Here is a 16,845-nt window from a genome sequence, read left to right as displayed (position 1 = left end):
CGTGATGCCGAGGGGGACCAACGCATGGACGGTGGGCCGCGAGTGCCTGAGCAGCGGCGTTCCGGCTCCGTGGCCGTCACGGAGCCGGAGGCGCTGCGGTTCGGTGTGCTCGGTCCGGTGCGGGCCTGGCGCGGCGGGGAGCAGATCGGCACGGGTTCGCCCCAGCAGCGCGCCCTGCTGGCCGCCCTGCTGCTGCGCGAGGGCCGTACGGCGACCGCGGCGGAGCTCATCGACGCCCTCTGGGGCGACGAGCCGCCGTCGCAGGCGCTGGCGGCGGTGCGCACGTACGCCTCGCGGCTGCGCAAGGTCCTGCCCCCCGGCGTCCTGGTCAGCGAGTCCGGCGGTTACGCGGTGCGCGGGCTCGGCGAGGGCGCGCTGGACCTGGCGGTCGCCCAGAACCTCGCGGCCCAGGCGGACAAGGCACGGGCCGCCGGCGACCTGTGCCGCGCCCGCGCGCTGCTGAACGAGGCCCTGGCCCTGTGGGACGGCGAGGTGCTGGCCGGCGTTCCCGGCCCCTACGCCGAGACCCAGCGGGTCCGCCTGGAGGAATGGCGCCTCGGCCTGCTCGAATCCCGCCTGGACATGGACCTGGAGCAGGGCTGCCACGCGGAGGCGGTCTCGGAACTCACGGCGCTCACGGCCGCGCACCCCCTGCGGGAGCGGCTGCGCGAACTGCTGATGCTCGCCCTGTACCGCAGCGGCCGCCAGGCGGAGGCCCTGGCCGTCTACGCCGACACCCGCCGCCTGCTGGCCGAGGAGCTGGGCGTCGACCCCCGCCCCGGCCTGCGCGAGCTCCAGCAGCGGATCCTCCAGGCGGACCCGGCCCTGGCCGAACCGTCGTCCCCGGCGGCGGAACCGGCGGCGGTCCCGGTCCGGCCCGCGCAACTCCCCGCCTCCGTGCCCGACTTCACCGGCCGGGCGTCCTTCGTCGCCGAACTGAGCGACGTGCTGGCGTCGGCGTCCGAGGCGCCCGACGCCGGGGGCCGGGTGATGGCGGTGTCGGCGCTTGCCGGCATCGGCGGGGTGGGCAAGACGACCCTGGCGGTCCATGTGGCCCACCGGGCCAGGAGCGCCTTCCCCGACGGCCAGCTCTACGTCGACCTCCAGGGCGCGGGCCCCCGCCCGGCCGAACCGGAGACGGTCCTCGGCTCCTTCCTGCGCGCCCTCGGCACGGCCGACTCGGCGATCCCCGACTCCCTGGACGAACGGGCGGCCCTGTACCGCTCCGTCCTGGACGGCCGCCGGGTCCTGGTCCTGCTGGACAACGCCAAGGACGCGGCCCAGGTACGCCCCCTGCTGCCCGGCACCGAGGGCTGCGCGGCCCTGGTCACCTCCCGCGTCCGCATGGTCGACCTGGCCGGCGCCCACCTGGTCGACCTCGACGTGATGTCCCCGGACGAGGCGCTGGCGCTGTTCACGAAGATCGTGGGCGAGGAACGGGTCGCCGCGGAACGGGAGGCGGCGCTGGACGTGGTGGCGGCCTGCGGGTTCCTGCCGCTGGCGATCCGCATCGCGGCGTCCCGCCTCGCCGCGCGCCGCACCTGGACCGTGTCCGTCCTGGCGGCGAAGCTGGCCGACGAACGCCGCCGCCTGGACGAACTCCAGGCGGGCGACCTGGCGGTGAAGGCCACCTTCGAGCTCGGCTACGGCCAGCTGGAGCCGGCCCAGGCGAGGGCGTTCCGGCTGCTGGGCCTGGCGGACGGCCCGGACATCTCCCTCGCGGCCGCGGCGGCGGTCCTGGACCTGCCGGCGGAGGAGACCGAGGACCTCCTGGAGTCCCTGGTGGACACGTCCCTGCTGGAGTCCGCGGCGCCCGGCCGCTACCGGTTCCACGACCTGGTCCGGCTCTACGCGCGTGCCTGCGCGGAGCGCGACGAGCAGCCGCCCGGGGAACGGGACGCCGCGATGTCGCGCCTGCTGGACTTCTACCTGGCCACGGCGGCCCAGGTCTATGCGATGGAGCGGCCGGGGGACCGGGTCGTGGACCATCTGCAGCCCACCGACTATCCGGGGCTCGGCTTCGCGTCCCGCCGCCAGGCCCAGGACTGGCTGTACGCGGAGGCCGTGTCCCTGCTCGCCTGCGTGCGCCAGTTCACGGGTCCGAGCACGCTGCTGCGCGCCATCGACCTGCTGTGGGCCGCCGTCGACCTGACCGAGTCCGGGGCCAACTCACGGGAGTACGACGCCGCGGCGATCGCACTGCGCGACGCGGCGCGCACCTGCGGGGACCGGCGCGCTCAGGTGCGGGCGGCGGTGGTCCTGGCCAACGCCCACCAGCTGTCGGGGCGGTTCACGGAGGCGGACGAGTCCGCCGAGGACTCCCTGCGCCTGGGCGACTCCTTCAGTGATCCGCTGGCCCGCTGCTGGGCGGCCAACATCCGCGGGGCCATCGCCTTCTACCAGCGCCGCTACGCCGACGCCGAAGCGCACCTCAAGCGGGCGCTCGCGGACTTCCGGGACTGCGAGGACCGGGCCGGCGAGGCCAGCGTGCTGTGCAACCTGTCGCGTATCCACCTGGTGACGGGGCGGCCCCACAGCGCCGTCGAACTGGCCCAGCAGGGCGTCGACATGTACGAGACCCTCGGCCACGCCGTGAAGAGCGCCAACGGGCGGTACGCCTTGGGCATGGCGCTCACGGAGAACGGCCGGCACGTCGAGGCGACCGAGCGGCTGCAGGAGGCGCTCGGCGTCTTCCGCGAGAGCCGCCACCGGCTGTGGGAGGGCATGACGCTGTTCCGGCTCGCGGAACTCGACCTGGCGGCCGGGCGGCCCACACAGGCCTCGACGAACGCGGAGGCCGCGCTGACCGTGCTCCGCGGGATCGGCGGCGAGTGGCGGCGGGGGAACGTGCTCACCGTCCTCGGCCGGGCACTCGACGACATCGGGCAGTCCGGGCGGGCCCGGGTGTGCTGGCAGGAGGCCCTCTCCATCTACCAGTCGCTGCGCTCCCCGGAGGCCGAGACGGTCCGGGCGCTGATGGCGCAGACCGCGGCGGCCTGAGCCGGCCGGCACGTTCATCGTTCGTTTATCGCCCCACGGCACTCTCGTCGTGTCGGGCCGTCGCGTCGGGGGGCACACGGCGGTGAGGTCGCCCGTCCTGACGATCTAAGGTTGGGCGATCCGTTGCTCGTCCGGCCGTCCATCGGGGGAACGGCCGGACGAGCACCCCACGTTCAGCACCAAACGGGAGGGAAGCGCCATGAGCGACGCCAAGAAGGACGGGCAGGCCGTCCAGCCGGACAACGTCCACATCACCGACGCCAAGGACAGCGGCACCGGCACGGTCACGCCGGACAACGTGCACATCACCGACGCCAAGGACAGCGGCACCGGCACGGTCACGCCGGACAACGTCCACATCACGTCCGACCCCAGCTGAGCCACCTCCCACGCGGGGGACCGGCCGCGGCGGCGCCGAGGGGGAGCCGCCGCGGCCGTCGTGTTGTCAGGGCGCGGCGTCCGCCCCCAGCTCGCACCACACCGTCTTGCCCTCCGCCCCCTGCTCCACGCTCCAGCGCAGCGCCACCGCCGCCACCAGGGCGAGACCGCGCCCTTCTTCGGCGTCGGGTGGGGCGGGCAGGGACACGGGCAGCGCCTGCCCGGCCGGGTCCGTGACCTCGACGCGGATGCGCCCGCCGTACGTCCGGGCCACCCGGACACGGACCGGAACCCCCTCCCCCACATGCCGGATCACGTTGGTGACGAGTTCGGTGACGCAGAGCTGGACGTCGGAGCAGGGCGCGCCCAGATAGCGCCGCACGGTGCGGCGAAGGCCCTTGAGCGCCTCCGGCAGGGCGGGCAGCTCCACGTCCAGCGGGGGCCGGCCCGGCACCGTGCCGGCGTCCCGCAGCACCGCCGCCAGCCTGCGCGCCGTAGCCGCGTTGCAGTTGCCCAGCGCGACCAGGCCGGCCGGAGGCCGGTACGCGCCCGCGAAACTCGGCAGGTCCACCCGGAGCGACGGCAGGGTGATGCCGTGGACGGAGAGGGCGTCGCGCAGGTCGTCCACGCAGAGGGTGATGTCGAAGACGGAGTCGGGCGGCACGGTGTCACACGCCTTTCTGTGCTCTCTGTGATGAATCAGTCACACAGTGACGCCTGTCCCGGTACCGTTTGAAGGGCTTTCGGCTACGCAGAGCAACTGGCAAACGGCGGTGATCAGTTGTGCCCCCACGCAAGGACCCCGACGCATCGGCCAACGTCCCCTCCTTCTACGGCGCCGAGTTGCGCTATCGACGGGAACTGGCCGGACTCACCCTGGAGCAGTTGGCCGAGGGGAGCTTCCGGGGCGTGCCCTTTCTGAGCCAGATCGAGCGCGGTGAGCGGCGCATGCCGATGGATCTGGCCCGGCACGTCGACAAGGTGCTGAAGACGGACGGGTTTTTCGAGCGGCGTTGTGAAGACGCCCGCAGGGCACGGCAGTCGGGGCATGCGGAGTACTTCGCGGACGTGGCGGAGATGGAGCGGCACGCGGAGACGATCGATGACTGGGCGCCGATGCTGGTGCCGGGTCTGCTGCAGACGTCGTCCTATGCCCGCGCGATCGTTCGTGCCGCCATGCCTCGGGCCTCTGACAAGGAGGTCGAGGAGAAGGTCAACGCCCGCAGGGAACGGGCCAAGCTGTTCGACTCGGAGAACCCGCCGAAGTTCTGGGCAATCCTGGACGAGTCCCTGATCCGGCGACCCGCCCTTCCCGATGCACTGATGGCCGAACTGCTGGAGCACATCGCGCAGGTGGTCCGGAACACTCACTCCATTCTGCAGATCGTCCCGCAAACCACCGGAGCCCATCCGTTCATGATGGGCACGACCAGGTTCATGACCTTCGCGGACGCACCGCCGGTCGTGTACACCGAGTCCCTGCACAGCGGCCAACTCATCGACTATCCACTGCTCGTGAAGCAGTACCGTGAGTCGTACGATCTGCTCAGGGCCGCCGCACTGCCGCCTGAGGCGTCCCTTGCGATCATCGAGGCTGCGGCAGAGGACTACCGAGATGGCAAGCACCGGGATTGACCTGAACACGGCCGTGTGGCGCAAGAGCAGCTACAGCAACGGCACCGGCGGCGAGTGCGTCGAAGTGGCCGACGCTCACCCCGGCACCGTGATCCCCGTCCGCGACTCGAAGAAGGCCCAGGACGGCCCCGTACTCCTCTTCCGCCCCCTCGCGTGGAGCGTCTTCCTCGACTCCCTCAAGGGCTGACCCCGATACGCTGAGTGACCGTATGGCGCGTCTCGCGTACAGCCGGTAGCGTCAGTCCTGGGACGGCCGCCGTCCGGAACCCTTCCGTGACCCCCGGCACGACGGCCGTCACGCGCCCCTTCCTCGGCATACCGGCCCGCGCTCACGCCGTGCGGGCCGTTCCCGTGCCCTTCTCCGCGTCCAGGGCGTACACGCAGCGGTCCTTGCTGCAGGCGTACACCACGCCGTCTCTGACGACCGGGGAGCCGGTGATCTCGCCGCCGGTGGCCAGTTTCCAGCGGAGGCGGCCGTCGTCCGCCTTCAGCGTGTAGAGCAGGTGATCGGTGGAGCCGAAGTGGATACGGCCCTCCGCCACCGCGGGTGCGCCCACGACGTCGCCGCCTGCCTGGAAGCGCCACTTGGGCGTGCCGGTGACCGCGTCCAGCGTGTACAGGCCCTTGCCGCTGCCCACGTGGACATGGCCGGCCGCGACGAGCACCGGCTCGATGGAGGAGCGGGCCTCCGTGGCGATGCGCCAGCGGTCGCGGCCGTCGGTGGCGTCGAGGGCGTAGACGGTGCCCAGGTAGTCGGCGAGGTAGACGCCGCCGCCGGTGACCGCGGGGCCGGGGGCGAAGGCCGGCGGGCTGAGGAAGACCGCGGGGGCCTCGAAGTGCCAGCGGACCATGCCGCTCGCCGCCTCGACGGCGAGGACGCGGGTGCCGGCGGAGACGTAGACGTAACCGTCGGGAGCCGGGGCGAGGCGGACCGGTACGCCGCCGCAGGAGGCCGCGTCGCCGACCGGGTACGACCAGCGCTCCTCGCCGGTGCGGGCCTCCAGGGCGCGCAGCCGGGCGTCCTGCCAGACGTACACCGTGCCCTCGTGGACGAGGGGCCCGGACTCGGGTGACTCGAAGTCGGTCTGGCAGCCGGCGATCTCCCACAGCTTCTGCCCGTTCGACGCCTCCCAGGCCTGGACGCCGCCGCCCCGGGTCCCGGTGACGACGGTGCCGCGGTCGGCGTTGAGGGAGTACACCCAGGCGTCCGTGGACAGCCGCCACAGGTCGGTGCCCTCGCGGGCGTCCAGGGCGAACAGGGTCGGGCCGTCGGAGGCGTGGATACGGCCGTCCGCCACCGCCATGGACCAGGCGACGTCCCTGGTCTTGAAGCGGCGCCGGCCGGTGGCCACGTCCAGGGCGTGCACCTCGAAGGAGGTGACGTACACCAGGTCGCCGTCGACCGAGGGGGTGCCCCAGACCTCGTTGGACATGCGGAACCGCCAGGGCCGCCAGCCGCTCGCCGTCTCCGGGGGCTGGGGCGGCGCCGCCGGTACGGCAGGATCGGCGCCGGCGACTCCGGGGCGCGGCCGGGACCAGTGGGCGACCAGGCCGGCCTCCGGCGGGGGCGCCTTGACGGCGGCGGCGCGGGCGTCGGCGACGCGCGGGCCGGGGCCGATGGGCACGGCGGCGCCGGCGAGGCGGACCGGGCCGGTGTCGGGGGCGACGGCCGGGGCGGGGACCGGCGGCGGGTCGTAGGGGGGCGGCGGGGGCACGGCCGCGCGGCCGCCGCTGCGGGGGCCGCCGGTGGGGGCCGGGGCGGGCTTGGCGGCGGGGCGGCTGCCGCGGCTGCGGGCCTCGATGAGGGCGACCGCCTTCTCGGGCAGCCAGGCGGAGGCGGTGCCGCTGTCGTCGGAGCCGGAGCCGAAGAGGTGGGGCGCCAGCTGGGCCTGGAGGTCGGCCGGGGTGGGCCGGGCGGAGGCCTCCATCTGCATGCAGGCCTCGATCAGCGGGCGCAGCTCGTCGGGCAGGCCGGTGAGGTCCGGGCCCTCGCGCAGCAGCATGAAGACGGTCTCGACCGGGTTGGCGCCGTGGAAGGGCGGGTGGCCGGTGGCCGCGAAGACGAGGGTGGAGCCGAGGGAGAAGACGTCGCTGGCGCCGGTGACGCTGCGGGAGTCCTTGGCCTGCTCCGGCGACATGTAGGCGGGGGTGCCGACGGCGACGTTCGTCATGGTCAGCCGGGTGTTGGAGACGCCGGAGGCGATGCCGAAGTCGATCACCCGGGGGCCGTCCTCGACCACGAGCACGTTGGACGGCTTCAGGTCGCGGTGGACCAGCCCGGCGCCGTGGATGGACTGGAGGGCTTCCGCGACGCCCGCGGCAAGCCAGCGCACAGCCTGGGCCGGGAGCGGCCCGCAGTCGTTCACTATCTCCTCGAGGGAGGGCGCGGGGACGTACGCGGTCGCGAGCCAGGGCACGGCGGCGCGCGGGTCGGCGTCCACGACGGCCGCCGTGTAGAAGCCGGAGACCGCGCGGGCCGCCTCCACCTCGCGGGTGAAGCGCACCCGGAACAGCTGGTCCTCGGCCAGCTCGGTGCGCACCGTCTTGATCGCCACGCGCCGGCCGGACGCCGAGCGCGCGAGATAGACCAGCCCCATGCCGCCGGCACCCAGCCGGCCCAGCACCTCGAACGGCCCGATCCGCCGCGGATCGTGCTGCGTCAGCTGATCCACCACTTGCCTGCCACCTCCCCGTACGAGCCGCGTCACCCACATATGTACGCGACCGAAGTGCAGCGTCTCACCACCGCACCGCCGTGGCGGCACGCACCCCAGATTCTTCCTGGCCGGGCGGCTGGTTGCGAACCCGGCGACAAGAGGGATGTCTCGCTCTCAATCACCCCAAAGCGGGCGAAATCAGCGCTGCAGCAGTGCGAACGACGCCCCCTGATTGTCGGTGACGACGGCCACTCGTCCGTACGACGTCTCAAAGGGTGGCGCCTGCACCCGGCCGCCGAGCCGCTGGACGGCCCCGAGCGCGTCCTCCAGGTCCGCGGCGCGGAAGTGGGTGAGGAAGTGCGGCGGATACTCGGCCGGGAAGACCTCGGTGACGTCGGCGCGGCCGAAGTCGGGCTCGGCGCCCTCGCCGAAGAGGGCGTCGTGGAAGAGGCCGCCGTAGAAGGCGTTGGCGGCGGCGATGTCCCGGGTGTACAGCTCGGCCCAGACGAAGGTGCCCGGTTCGTGCCGGCGCTCGAAGCCCCGGTGCCGGCCCGGCTGCCACAGCGCGAACACCGCGCCGCCGGGGTCGGTGGCGAGGGCGGCGACGCCGAGGTCGCCGACCGGGAACGGGGCCATGACCACCTGCCCGCCGGCCGCGGTGATCCGCCGGCCGAGGGCCTCGGCGTCCGGGGTGGCGAACGACACCGTCCAGACGGTGGGCATCCGGCCGTCGATCTTGGGCGCGAGGGAGGCGACCCGGTCCCCCTCCAGCAGGGCCCACACCGAGGAGCCGTACGCGTCCTGGAAGGTCCACCCGAAGAGCTCACCGTAGAACCGCTTGCCCGCCTCGACGTCGGCGAGCTGGGCGTCCACCCAGCAGGGCACACCCTCCGCGTACACCTCGGCGGCCTCCTCGGCCTCTTCGTTCCCGGACGCCCTGTTTTCGGCCATGCCGTCAAAGTAACCGGGACGCCCGCACCCCGCAGACCAGGCACACCACTCCCAGAGCACCCGTGCACCCCATTTGCAGTCGGCCGAATCGCGCTCAGATCACCCCTCGGTAAGCTGACGGCATGACAGGACAAGTGCGTACCGTCGACGGCCGCGTGGCCGGCCGGCGTGGGCAGGCGACCCGGCAGAAGCTGCTCGACTGCCTCAGCGAGATGCTCAGCTCCTCCCCCTACCGGGACGTCAAGGTCATCGATGTCGCCCGGAAGGCGGGAACTTCGCCCGCGACCTTCTACCAGTACTTTCCCGACGTCGAAGGCGCCGTCCTGGAGATCGCCGAGCAAATGGCGGCCGAGGGCGCCGGATTGTCCGAGCTGCTCGAGGGACGGTCCTGGGCCGGGAAGTCGGGGTGGCAGACCGCGCAGGAACTCGTGGACGGGTTCCTGGAGTTCTGGCGGAAGAACGACGCCATCCTGCGGGTGGTCGACCTCGGCGCGGCCGAAGGGGATAAACGGTTCTACAAGATCCGCATGAAGATCCTCAATTCGGTGAACGGCCCCCTGTCCGACTCGATCGCCGAGCTGCAGTCCAAGGGCAGGGTCGACAAGGACGTGAACCCGGCCGCGGTGGCCGGCTCCCTGGTCGCCATGCTCGCGGCGGTGGCGGCGCACCAGAAGGGCTTCTCGTCCTGGGGTGTGAAGCCGGCCGAACTCAAGCCGAACCTCGCGCTGTTGGTCCACCTGGGGGTGACCGGAAGGAAGCCGAGCAAGTAGCCCACGCCCGCCGCGCCCTCTGCCTTTGAGCCGAAGTCCTGTCTGGCAGGCGGCAGTTCACCCTGGTGAGCTGCCGCCTGCCGTGTTATGCGGGCAGCGGCCGGTCCCGCACCACGTGTTTCATCACCAGCGTCGAGGTCAGCCGCTGCACACCCGGCAGGGTGGCCAGCCGCTCGTCGTACAGCCGCTGGAAGGCCGCGAGGTCGGCGGTGGCGACCCGGAGCAGGTAGTCGGGCTCGCCGAACAGCCGCTGGGCGTCGAGGACGTGCTCCAGCTCGCCGACCGCCCGCTCGAACTCGGCGACCGTGTCCCGGTCCTCCTGCCGCATCGACACGAAGACCAGCGCCTCGAAGTTCAGCCCGAGCGCCGCCGGGTCCACCACCGCCCGGTATCCCGCGATGGCGCCGGACCGCTCCAGCTCGCGCAGCCGGCGGTGGCAGGGCGAGACGCTCAGGCGCACCCGTGCCGCCAGCTCGGTCACGGTCAGCCGCCCGTCCTGCTGCAGCTCGGCAAGGATTTTCCGGTCCACGTCGTCCATGAGGAAGATTCTCCCCCACATGCGCCAGAGCCCGGCAAACTTCGGGAACACTTTCGGGCCATTCACGCCTAATGTCGCCGGCATGGACTCGGGACTGCTCTTCTCCTTCCTCGCCGTGGACCTGCTGCTGGTGTGCGTACCGGGCGCCGACTGGGCGTACGTCATCACGACCGCCCTGCGCCGTGGCCCGGTACCGCGCGCGGTGGCCGGCCTGGTCTGCGGGTACGCCCTGCACACGGCGCTGGCGGCGGCCGGCCTCGCGGTCCTGGTGGCGGGCTCCCCGAAACTGCTGACGGCCCTGACGGTGGCGGGCGCCGGGTACCTGCTGTGGCTGGGCTGGGGCGTGCTGCGCCGCCCGGCCGTGCCGGGCGCGGCGGAGGACACCGCGGACGCCAAGGGGCTCTTCCTGCGCGGGGCCACGATCAGCGGGCTGAACCCCAAGGGGCTGCTGCTCTACCTCTCCGTGCTCCCCCAGTTCCTCACCCTGCGCGGCGCCCACCTGCCGGTCCCGGTCCAGACGGCGGCGCTCGGGCTGCTCCACATGGGGTGCTGTGCGGTGGTGTACGTCGTGGTCGGCGCGGTGTCGCGTGCGCTGCTGTCGGCGAGGCCGGCCGCGGCCCGGGCGGTCGCGCGGACGTCGGGGGCGGCGATGGTGGGGATCGGCGCGGTGCTGCTGGCGGAGCGGCTCACCACGGTGTAGCTCCGCCGGGCGGGCCCGGGGCGGGCCGCCTGCCCAACACGTGAGGGAACGGGACCTGTTCCCGCCGCCCGGGGTGAGAGGCTGGTTCTGTTCGTCCGGGACGGTGGTGCTCGGCCGGAACCGGTCGGCCGGCCGCCCGCGCGGGAAGACGCCTGCTGTCGGCCGGTGTTGCCCGGCCACGGACGAGCCGCAGGAGGATGAGGGACATGGCGTTGACCCGCGAGGAGCGAGAGGCGTTCCTGGCCGAGGCCCATGTGGCCGCGCTGGCGGTGGACGCGGGGCCGGGGCGGGCGCCGCTGACGGTGCCGATCTGGTACTGGTACGAGCCGGGCGGCGAGGCGTGGATCATGACGGGACTGGAGTCCCGCAAGAACCGCCTGATCGGCGAGGCGGGCCGGTTCTCACTGATGGTCGACCGGCTGGAGCCGACCATCAGGTACGTGTCGGTGGAGGGGCCCGTGGTCAGGACGGCTCCGGCGACGATCGAGGAGCTGCGGCGGATGTCGGCGCGCTATCTGCCGGCCGAGAAGGTGGACGGCTATGTGGACTTCGCCTGGAAGAACCACGGCGAGCAGGTGGTGATCCACATGCGTCCGGAGCGGTGGGTGTCGTCGGATCTCGGCCAGGTGTGACCATGGGGGCATGGGCACTGATCTCCCCGCACTGCTGAGGTCGCTGCGGGTATGGGACCCGGGGACGACCGAGCTGCGCCCCTTCGACCCGGACACCGCCCCGCCGACGCCGCTGGCGCTGTTCACGCACTGGTTCGCGGACGCGGTGGCGGCCGGGCAGCCGGAGCCGCACACGATGTCGCTGGCCACGGTGGACCGGGAGGGGACGCCGGACGTACGGATCGTGATGCTGCACGGCGCCGACGCGGACGGCTGGTCCTTCGCCACGCACGTCTCCAGCCGCAAGGGCCGGGCCCTGAGCGCCCACCCGTACGCGGCCCTGGCCTTCTACTGGCCGGTGCTGGGCCGCCAGGTGCGGCTGCGGGGACCGGTGACGGCGGCGCCGGCAGAGGAGAGCCAGGCCGATCTGCACGCCCGCTCGACGGGCGCGCTGGCCGCGGCGCTCACCGGCCGGCAGAGCGAGGAGCTGGCCTCGCTCGACGAGCTGCGGCGGGCGTCCGACGCGGCCTGGGAACGGGCCCGCGCCCACCCCGACGAACCGTCCCCCACCTGGACGCTGTACCGGCTGCGCCCGAAGACGGTGGAGTTCTTCCAGGGGGACGCGGACAGGCGGCACGTACGGCTGGAGTACCGGAGCACGGAGTTCGGTTGGAGCAGGGCGCTGCTGTGGCCGTGACCGGGCGCACCCGGCGACGGCCTGCGCTCTCCCGCCCGGTTCAGCCGTCCGTCGCGCGCCCGGAGAACCCCCACACCGCGAAGTCCGCCACCGGCCGGTAGCCGATGCGCTGGTACAGCCCGTTGCTCGTCGGGTTGGCGAGGTCGGTGAAGAGGAGGATCTCCCGCACGCCCGCCGCCCGCGCGGCCCGGCTCACCTCGGCCGTGACCGCGCCCGCGTATCCGCGTCCGCGCAGGCCGGCCGGGGTGTAGACCGGGGCGACGCGGACCTGCCCCGCGGTCTCGGGGGTGACTCCGGCCAGGGAGACCGGGGTGCCGTCCGGGGTCTCCCAGAGGGTGGTGCCGCCCTCGGCGATCCGCGCGTCGGCCCACGCGGCCGGGTCCGTGCCGACGCCGTGCCCGGTGTCCGCGTCGAAGGCGTCCTTCCAGCGGATCAGCAGCTCGCGGTCCGCGGTCCCGGCGATCCGCGCCCGACCGGCGGGCGCCGGCTGCGGCACGGTCAACCCGGCCAGCCGGTACAGCCGTTGACGCTGCCGGACGGCGGCCGCCGTACCGGTGCGGCGCTGCCAGGCGGCCGCGAAGGCCTCCGCCGACTCCCGCGGGCCGGACACGCCGGACACCGGCCGGTCCAGCTCCGCGAGCCGGACTGCCAGGGCGTCGGCCTCCGGCGGGGTGAGCGCGGTGACGTGCGGCGGGTGGGGCGGCGTGTGGAGCAGGGCCGCGCGGACCGTGCCGTCGTCCAGGACACCGAAGAGCGGGGGCTCGGCGCCGTAGAAGTCCAGCCCGCGGCGCGCGAGCGCGTCCGTCACCGTCAGCGGCACCGTGTGCAGGGCAGGCCGTGAGCACAGGAAGTCACCCGCGCGGGAGAGGAACTCGTCGAGGTCGTGGGTGAGTTGCCAGTTCTCGGGGCGCATACGGCCATGATCGGCCCCCTGTTCCGGGACGGCACCCGGTTTTCTCCGGCCGCGGGCCCGGTCCGCCGGGCCGCCTCCACCGGCAAGGCCGTCGAGCCGGCAAGCTTCGAGCGGCGCCCGTCTGCGGCCGGGGCGGGGACGATCGCCGTACCGTCACAACCGGCCGCCCTGCGACACCGGTCCCGCCCACTCCTCCCCCACCCGTGATCAATCCGCAACCAATTCCGGTCTTGACCGAGACCCATCAACCGGGTGCGTGATTACGCTCCCGAGCATGGCCGACTCCCGTTCCGCTTCCGCGCAGCTCTCCGCCACCCCCGCAGACCGCCCGGTGTACGTCATCGGCGCCGGTCCGGGCGGCCTGGCCGCCGCCTGTGCACTGCGCGCACGGGGCATACGGGCGGTGGTGCTGGAGAAGGCCGACCGGGTGGGCAACTCCTGGCGCGGCCACTACGACCGGCTCCGTCTGCACACCACCCGGCGGCTGTCCGCCCTGCCCGGCCTGAAGATCCCCCGCAGGTTCGGGCGCTGGGTCTCCCGTGACGATGTCGTGCGCTACCTGGAGAAGTACGCCGAGCACCACCAGCTGGAGATCGTCACCGGCGTGGAGGTCTTCCGCGTCGACCGGGCCGAGGACGGCGCCGGCTGGCTGCTGCACGCCTCCGGCGGGCGCGAGCTGACGGGCAGCGCGGTGGTCGTCGCCACCGGCTACAACCACACCCCGCGCATCCCCGACTGGCCCGGACTGGAGAGTTACGGCGGCGAGTTCCTGCACGCGGGCGCCTACCGCAACGCCGCGCCCTACGCGGGCCGGGACGTCCTGGTCGTCGGCGTCGGCAACACCGGCGCCGAGATCGCCGTGGACCTGGTGGAGGGCGGCGCCGCGCGGGTGCGGCTGGCCGTGCGGACCGTGCCGCACATCGTGCGCCGTTCGACGCTGGGCTGGCCCGCGCAGTACTCGGGCGTGCTGGTACGGCGGCTGCCGGTGCGGTTCGTGGACCGGCTGTCCCGGCTCCAGGCCAGGGCCGCCCTGCCCGACCTGTCCGCCCACGGCCTGCCCCGCCCGGACACCGGGCTGTACAGCAGGGTCAAGGAGGGCGCCATCCCGGTGCAGGACGTCGGCCTGATCGACGCCGTGCGCGGCGGCAGGGTGGAGATCGTGGCCGCCGTCGACTCCTTCGAGGACGGCAAGGTGGTCCTGGCCGACGGCAGCCGGATCGAACCGGACGCGGTGATCGCGGCGACCGGATACACCCGGGCACTGGAGGGCCTGGTCGGGCATCTCGGCGTACTGGACGAGCGCGGCAGGCCGCTCGCCCACGGCGGCCGCACGCCCGCCGGGGCGCCCGGGCTCTACTTCACCGGCTACACCAACCCCATCAGCGGCATGCTCCGCGAACTGGCGCGAGACGCCGGGAAGATCGCGAAGGCGGTGGCGAAGCACCTGCGCACGGCCCGGTGACGTGCCGGGCCACCGCGCTCTGCGTCCTGACGGACCGTCAGCTCCGGGTGGCGCCTGACGGGCACGCTCAGGACACGGCCAAAGCCGGGGGCGCGGGCGCCCGGCGGATCACCAGGGCCATCAGGGCCGCTGCCGCACAGAGGGTGCCGGAGGCGTACCAGACCAGGTCGTAGGAGCCGGACACGTCGCGGGCGAGGCCGCCGAGGTAGGCGACGAGGGCCGCGCCGACCTGGTGGGAGGCGAGGACCCAGCCGAAGACGATGGCGCTGTCGTCACCGTAGTTCTCGCGGCACAGGGCGAGGGTCGGCGGGACGGTGGCGACCCAGTCGAGGCCGTAGAAGACGATGAAGAAGAGCATCGGAGGGTGGACGGCGGGACCCAGCAGCATGGGGAGGAAGACCAGGGAGACGCCGCGCAGGGCGTAGTACACGGCGAGCAGGCGGCGGGGTTCGAAGCGGTCGGTGAACCAGCCGGAGGCGATCGTGCCGGCCACGTCGAACACGCCGATGACCGCCAGCAGCGAGGCCGCCGTGGTGACCGGCATGCCGTGGTCGTGCTCGGCGGGCACGAAGTGGGTCTGGACCAGGCCGTTGGTGGAGGCGCCGCAGATCGCGAAGGTCCCGGCGAGCAGCCAGAACGTGCCCGTGCGGACGGAGGTGGCGAGAACCTTCAGGGTGCGGCGGGCGGCGCCGGTGACCGGGGCCGGCTTGGGCACGAACTCCATCGCGCCGTACGGCCGTTGCCCGATGTCGGCGGGGTGGTCGCGGAGCAGGATCCAGACGAAGGGGACCACGGCGAGCGCGGCCAGGGCCACCGTGACGGCGGCCGGGCGCCAGCCGTGGTGCTCGGTCAGCCAGGACAGCACCGGCAGGAAGATCAGCTGGCCGGAGGCGGACGCGGCGGTCAGGATGCCGCTGACCAGGCCGCGCCGCTCGGTGAACCAGCGGTTGGTGACCGTCGCGGCGAACGCGAGCGCCATCGAGCCGGAGCCGAGGCCGACCAGCAGACCCCAGCACAGCCACAGCTGCCAGGCGGCCGTCATCCACACGGTCAGACCCGAACCGGCCGCGATGACGGTCAGCGCGACGGCGACCACCCGGCGGATGCCGAAGCGGTCCATCAGGGCGGCGGCGAAGGGCGCGGTGAGGCCGTACAGCGCGAGGTTGATGGAGACGGCCGCGCCGATCGTGCCGCGCGACCAGCCGAACTCCTGGTGCAGCGGGTCGATGAGCAGGCCGGGCAGGGAGCGGAAGGCGGCCGCGCCGATGATGGTGACGAAGGTGACGGCGGCGACGGACCAGGCGCGGTGCACGCGGCGGCGCCGGGCGGGCGGGGCGGCCTGGACGGGGGCTGCGGCTGGGCTTGTCTGAGTCACGTCATACAGCGTCCTTTTTCCATGCGCGCACAACGAGTGGCCCGAGGGTCAGTATTCGCTAGGATCGGGCCATGACCGCTGCCGCCGACGGCTTCCGTCCGCACCGGGTCGCCGTCCTCGCCCTCGACGGCCTGCTCCCCTTCGAACTGGGCATCCCGCACCGCATCTTCGGCCGCCCCAAGGACGAGCAGGGGCGGCACCTGTACGAGGTCGTGACCTGCTCGGTGCGGCCGCCCGGCCCGGTGGAGACCGACGCCGACTTCGCCGTGCACGTCCCCAACGGCCCCGAGGCCCTGGCCGGCGCCGACACGGTGATCGTCCCGGCGTCGTACGAACTCGGCCCGGTCTTCGAGGAGGGCCGGCTCACCGACGAGCTGGCCGCCGCCCTCGCCCGCATCCGCCCCGGCACCCGGCTCGCCTCCATCTGCACCGGCGGGTACGTCCTCGCCGCCGCCGGATACCTCGACGGCCGCCCGGCGACCACGCACTGGGCCGACGCCGACCGCTTCCAGCGGCTCTTCCCGCGGGTCAAGGTGGACGCGGACGTGCTGTTCGTCGACGACGGCGACGTGCTCACCTCGGCCGGGGTGGCCGCGGGGATCGACCTGTGCCTGCACATGGTGCGCCGCGACTTCGGCACCGCGGTCGCCAACGACGTCGCCCGGCGCACGGTCGTACCGCCGCACCGCGACGGCGGACAGGCCCAGTACATCGAACGGCCGGTGCCCGACCCGCAGTTGTCGACCACCACCGCCGCCCGCGCCTGGGCGCTGGGCCGCCTGCACGAGCCGATCCAACTGCGGGACATGGCCGAGCAGGAGGCCATGTCGGTGCGCACCTTCACCCGCCGGTTCCGCGAGGAGGTCGGAATCAGCCCCGGCCAGTGGCTCACCCAGCAGCGCGTCGAACGCGCCCGCCATCTGCTGGAGACCACCGACCTGTCCATCGAGCAGGTGGCCCACGCGGCGGGCTTCGGCACGGCCCAGTCGATGCGCCAGCATCTGCAGCAGGCGCTCGGGGTGACGCCGACCGCTTACCGCCGGACGTTCCGGACGGGCGCCCGGGCCTGAGCACGGCCGCGCCACCCGGGCCGGTCTCCGGCGAACCGCGCGGCCGGCTCCGGCAGTCCGAAGAGTTGTCCACAGTCTGTGGAAAGAC

General features: G+C 73.4%; 16 protein-coding genes. 10 read left to right on the top strand and 6 right to left on the bottom strand.

The annotated features are described in order from the left end of the window. Positions 1-24: 24 nt before the first annotated feature. Both OG956_RS19795 and OG956_RS19790 read left to right on the top strand, forming a co-directional pair. The gene (locus OG956_RS19795) at positions 25-3,000 is read left to right on the top strand and encodes an AfsR/SARP family transcriptional regulator (RefSeq protein WP_330339306.1); all 2,976 of its coding nucleotides are present in this window, start codon (positions 25-27) and stop codon (positions 2,998-3,000) included. Between the two features lie 199 nt (positions 3,001-3,199). After that, positions 3,200-3,379, top strand: coding sequence for a hypothetical protein (locus OG956_RS19790; protein ID WP_330339305.1), 180 nt, complete (start codon positions 3,200-3,202; stop codon positions 3,377-3,379). A 66-nt stretch (positions 3,380-3,445) separates the two neighbouring features. Here the strand turns inward: OG956_RS19790 and OG956_RS19785 are convergent, their stop codons facing one another. Beyond that, the gene (locus OG956_RS19785; protein ID WP_330339304.1) at positions 3,446-4,042 is read right to left on the bottom strand and encodes an ATP-binding protein; all 597 of its coding nucleotides are present in this window, start codon (positions 4,040-4,042) and stop codon (positions 3,446-3,448) included. A 119-nt stretch (positions 4,043-4,161) separates the two neighbouring features. Here OG956_RS19785 and OG956_RS19780 point away from each other — a divergent pair, with 119 nt between their 5' ends. Both OG956_RS19780 and OG956_RS19775 read left to right on the top strand, forming a co-directional pair. Further along, positions 4,162-5,013: a helix-turn-helix domain-containing protein gene (locus tag OG956_RS19780; RefSeq protein ID WP_330339303.1), complete on the top strand. Its 852-nt coding sequence runs from the start codon at positions 4,162-4,164 to the stop codon at positions 5,011-5,013. Beyond that, positions 4,994-5,200, top strand: a complete 207-nt coding sequence (locus OG956_RS19775; protein WP_330339302.1) for a DUF397 domain-containing protein — start codon at positions 4,994-4,996, stop codon at positions 5,198-5,200. The genes OG956_RS19780 and OG956_RS19775 overlap by 20 nt, the downstream gene beginning before the upstream one ends. Before the next feature lie 142 nt (positions 5,201-5,342). Here OG956_RS19775 and OG956_RS19770 read toward each other — a convergent pair whose 3' ends face one another. After that, positions 5,343-7,688 (bottom strand): serine/threonine-protein kinase, encoded by a 2,346-nt coding sequence (locus OG956_RS19770; protein ID WP_330339301.1) that lies wholly within the window; start codon positions 7,686-7,688, stop codon positions 5,343-5,345. 180 nt (positions 7,689-7,868) lie between these two features. Then, on the bottom strand, positions 7,869-8,621 hold the full coding sequence (locus OG956_RS19765; protein ID WP_330339300.1) for a VOC family protein: 753 nt from the start codon (positions 8,619-8,621) through the stop codon (positions 7,869-7,871). A 134-nt stretch (positions 8,622-8,755) separates the two neighbouring features. Here OG956_RS19765 and OG956_RS19760 point away from each other — a divergent pair, with 134 nt between their 5' ends. Then, on the top strand, positions 8,756-9,391 hold the full coding sequence (locus OG956_RS19760; RefSeq protein ID WP_330342890.1) for a TetR family transcriptional regulator: 636 nt from the start codon (positions 8,756-8,758) through the stop codon (positions 9,389-9,391). Positions 9,392-9,476: 85 nt separating this feature from the next. On the opposite strand, the gene OG956_RS19755 is transcribed toward OG956_RS19760, so the two are convergent. After that, positions 9,477-9,929 carry an Lrp/AsnC family transcriptional regulator gene (locus tag OG956_RS19755; protein ID WP_330339299.1) on the bottom strand — a complete coding sequence of 151 codons (453 nt, stop codon included), beginning with the start codon at positions 9,927-9,929 and terminating at the stop codon, positions 9,477-9,479. An 82-nt stretch (positions 9,930-10,011) separates the two neighbouring features. Here OG956_RS19755 and OG956_RS19750 point away from each other — a divergent pair, with 82 nt between their 5' ends. From OG956_RS19750 to OG956_RS19740, 3 genes are all read left to right on the top strand, one after another. Then, positions 10,012-10,629 carry a LysE family translocator gene (locus OG956_RS19750; protein WP_330339298.1) on the top strand — a complete coding sequence of 206 codons (618 nt, stop codon included), beginning with the start codon at positions 10,012-10,014 and terminating at the stop codon, positions 10,627-10,629. A 206-nt stretch (positions 10,630-10,835) separates the two neighbouring features. Further along, complete coding sequence (locus tag OG956_RS19745; protein WP_330339297.1) at positions 10,836-11,261, top strand: pyridoxamine 5'-phosphate oxidase family protein; 426 nt, start codon at positions 10,836-10,838, stop codon at positions 11,259-11,261. Positions 11,262-11,271: 10 nt separating this feature from the next. Continuing rightward, positions 11,272-11,937 carry a pyridoxine/pyridoxamine 5'-phosphate oxidase gene (locus OG956_RS19740; protein WP_330339296.1) on the top strand — a complete coding sequence of 222 codons (666 nt, stop codon included), beginning with the start codon at positions 11,272-11,274 and terminating at the stop codon, positions 11,935-11,937. Positions 11,938-11,977: 40 nt separating this feature from the next. Here the strand turns inward: OG956_RS19740 and OG956_RS19735 are convergent, their stop codons facing one another. Then, complete coding sequence (locus OG956_RS19735; RefSeq protein WP_330339295.1) at positions 11,978-12,850, bottom strand: GNAT family N-acetyltransferase; 873 nt, start codon at positions 12,848-12,850, stop codon at positions 11,978-11,980. A 274-nt stretch (positions 12,851-13,124) separates the two neighbouring features. Here OG956_RS19735 and OG956_RS19730 point away from each other — a divergent pair, with 274 nt between their 5' ends. Further along, positions 13,125-14,312 (top strand): flavin-containing monooxygenase, encoded by a 1,188-nt coding sequence (locus tag OG956_RS19730; RefSeq protein ID WP_330339294.1) that lies wholly within the window; start codon positions 13,125-13,127, stop codon positions 14,310-14,312. Between the two features lie 67 nt (positions 14,313-14,379). On the opposite strand, the gene OG956_RS19725 is transcribed toward OG956_RS19730, so the two are convergent. Further along, on the bottom strand, positions 14,380-15,687 hold the full coding sequence (locus tag OG956_RS19725; RefSeq protein WP_330339293.1) for an MFS transporter: 1,308 nt from the start codon (positions 15,685-15,687) through the stop codon (positions 14,380-14,382). 71 nt (positions 15,688-15,758) lie between these two features. Here OG956_RS19725 and OG956_RS19720 point away from each other — a divergent pair, with 71 nt between their 5' ends. Continuing rightward, entirely contained in the window at positions 15,759-16,757 is a 999-nt protein-coding gene (locus OG956_RS19720; protein ID WP_330339292.1) for a GlxA family transcriptional regulator, read from the top strand. The last annotated feature ends 88 nt before the right edge of the window (positions 16,758-16,845 follow it).

The organism is Streptomyces sp. NBC_00557 (genome assembly GCF_036345995.1).
In the GTDB taxonomy this organism is placed as follows: Bacteria; Actinomycetota; Actinomycetes; order Streptomycetales; family Streptomycetaceae; genus Streptomyces.
Note: the sequence above shows the minus strand (reverse complement) of the source record. Positions and strands in the feature narration are given on the sequence as shown.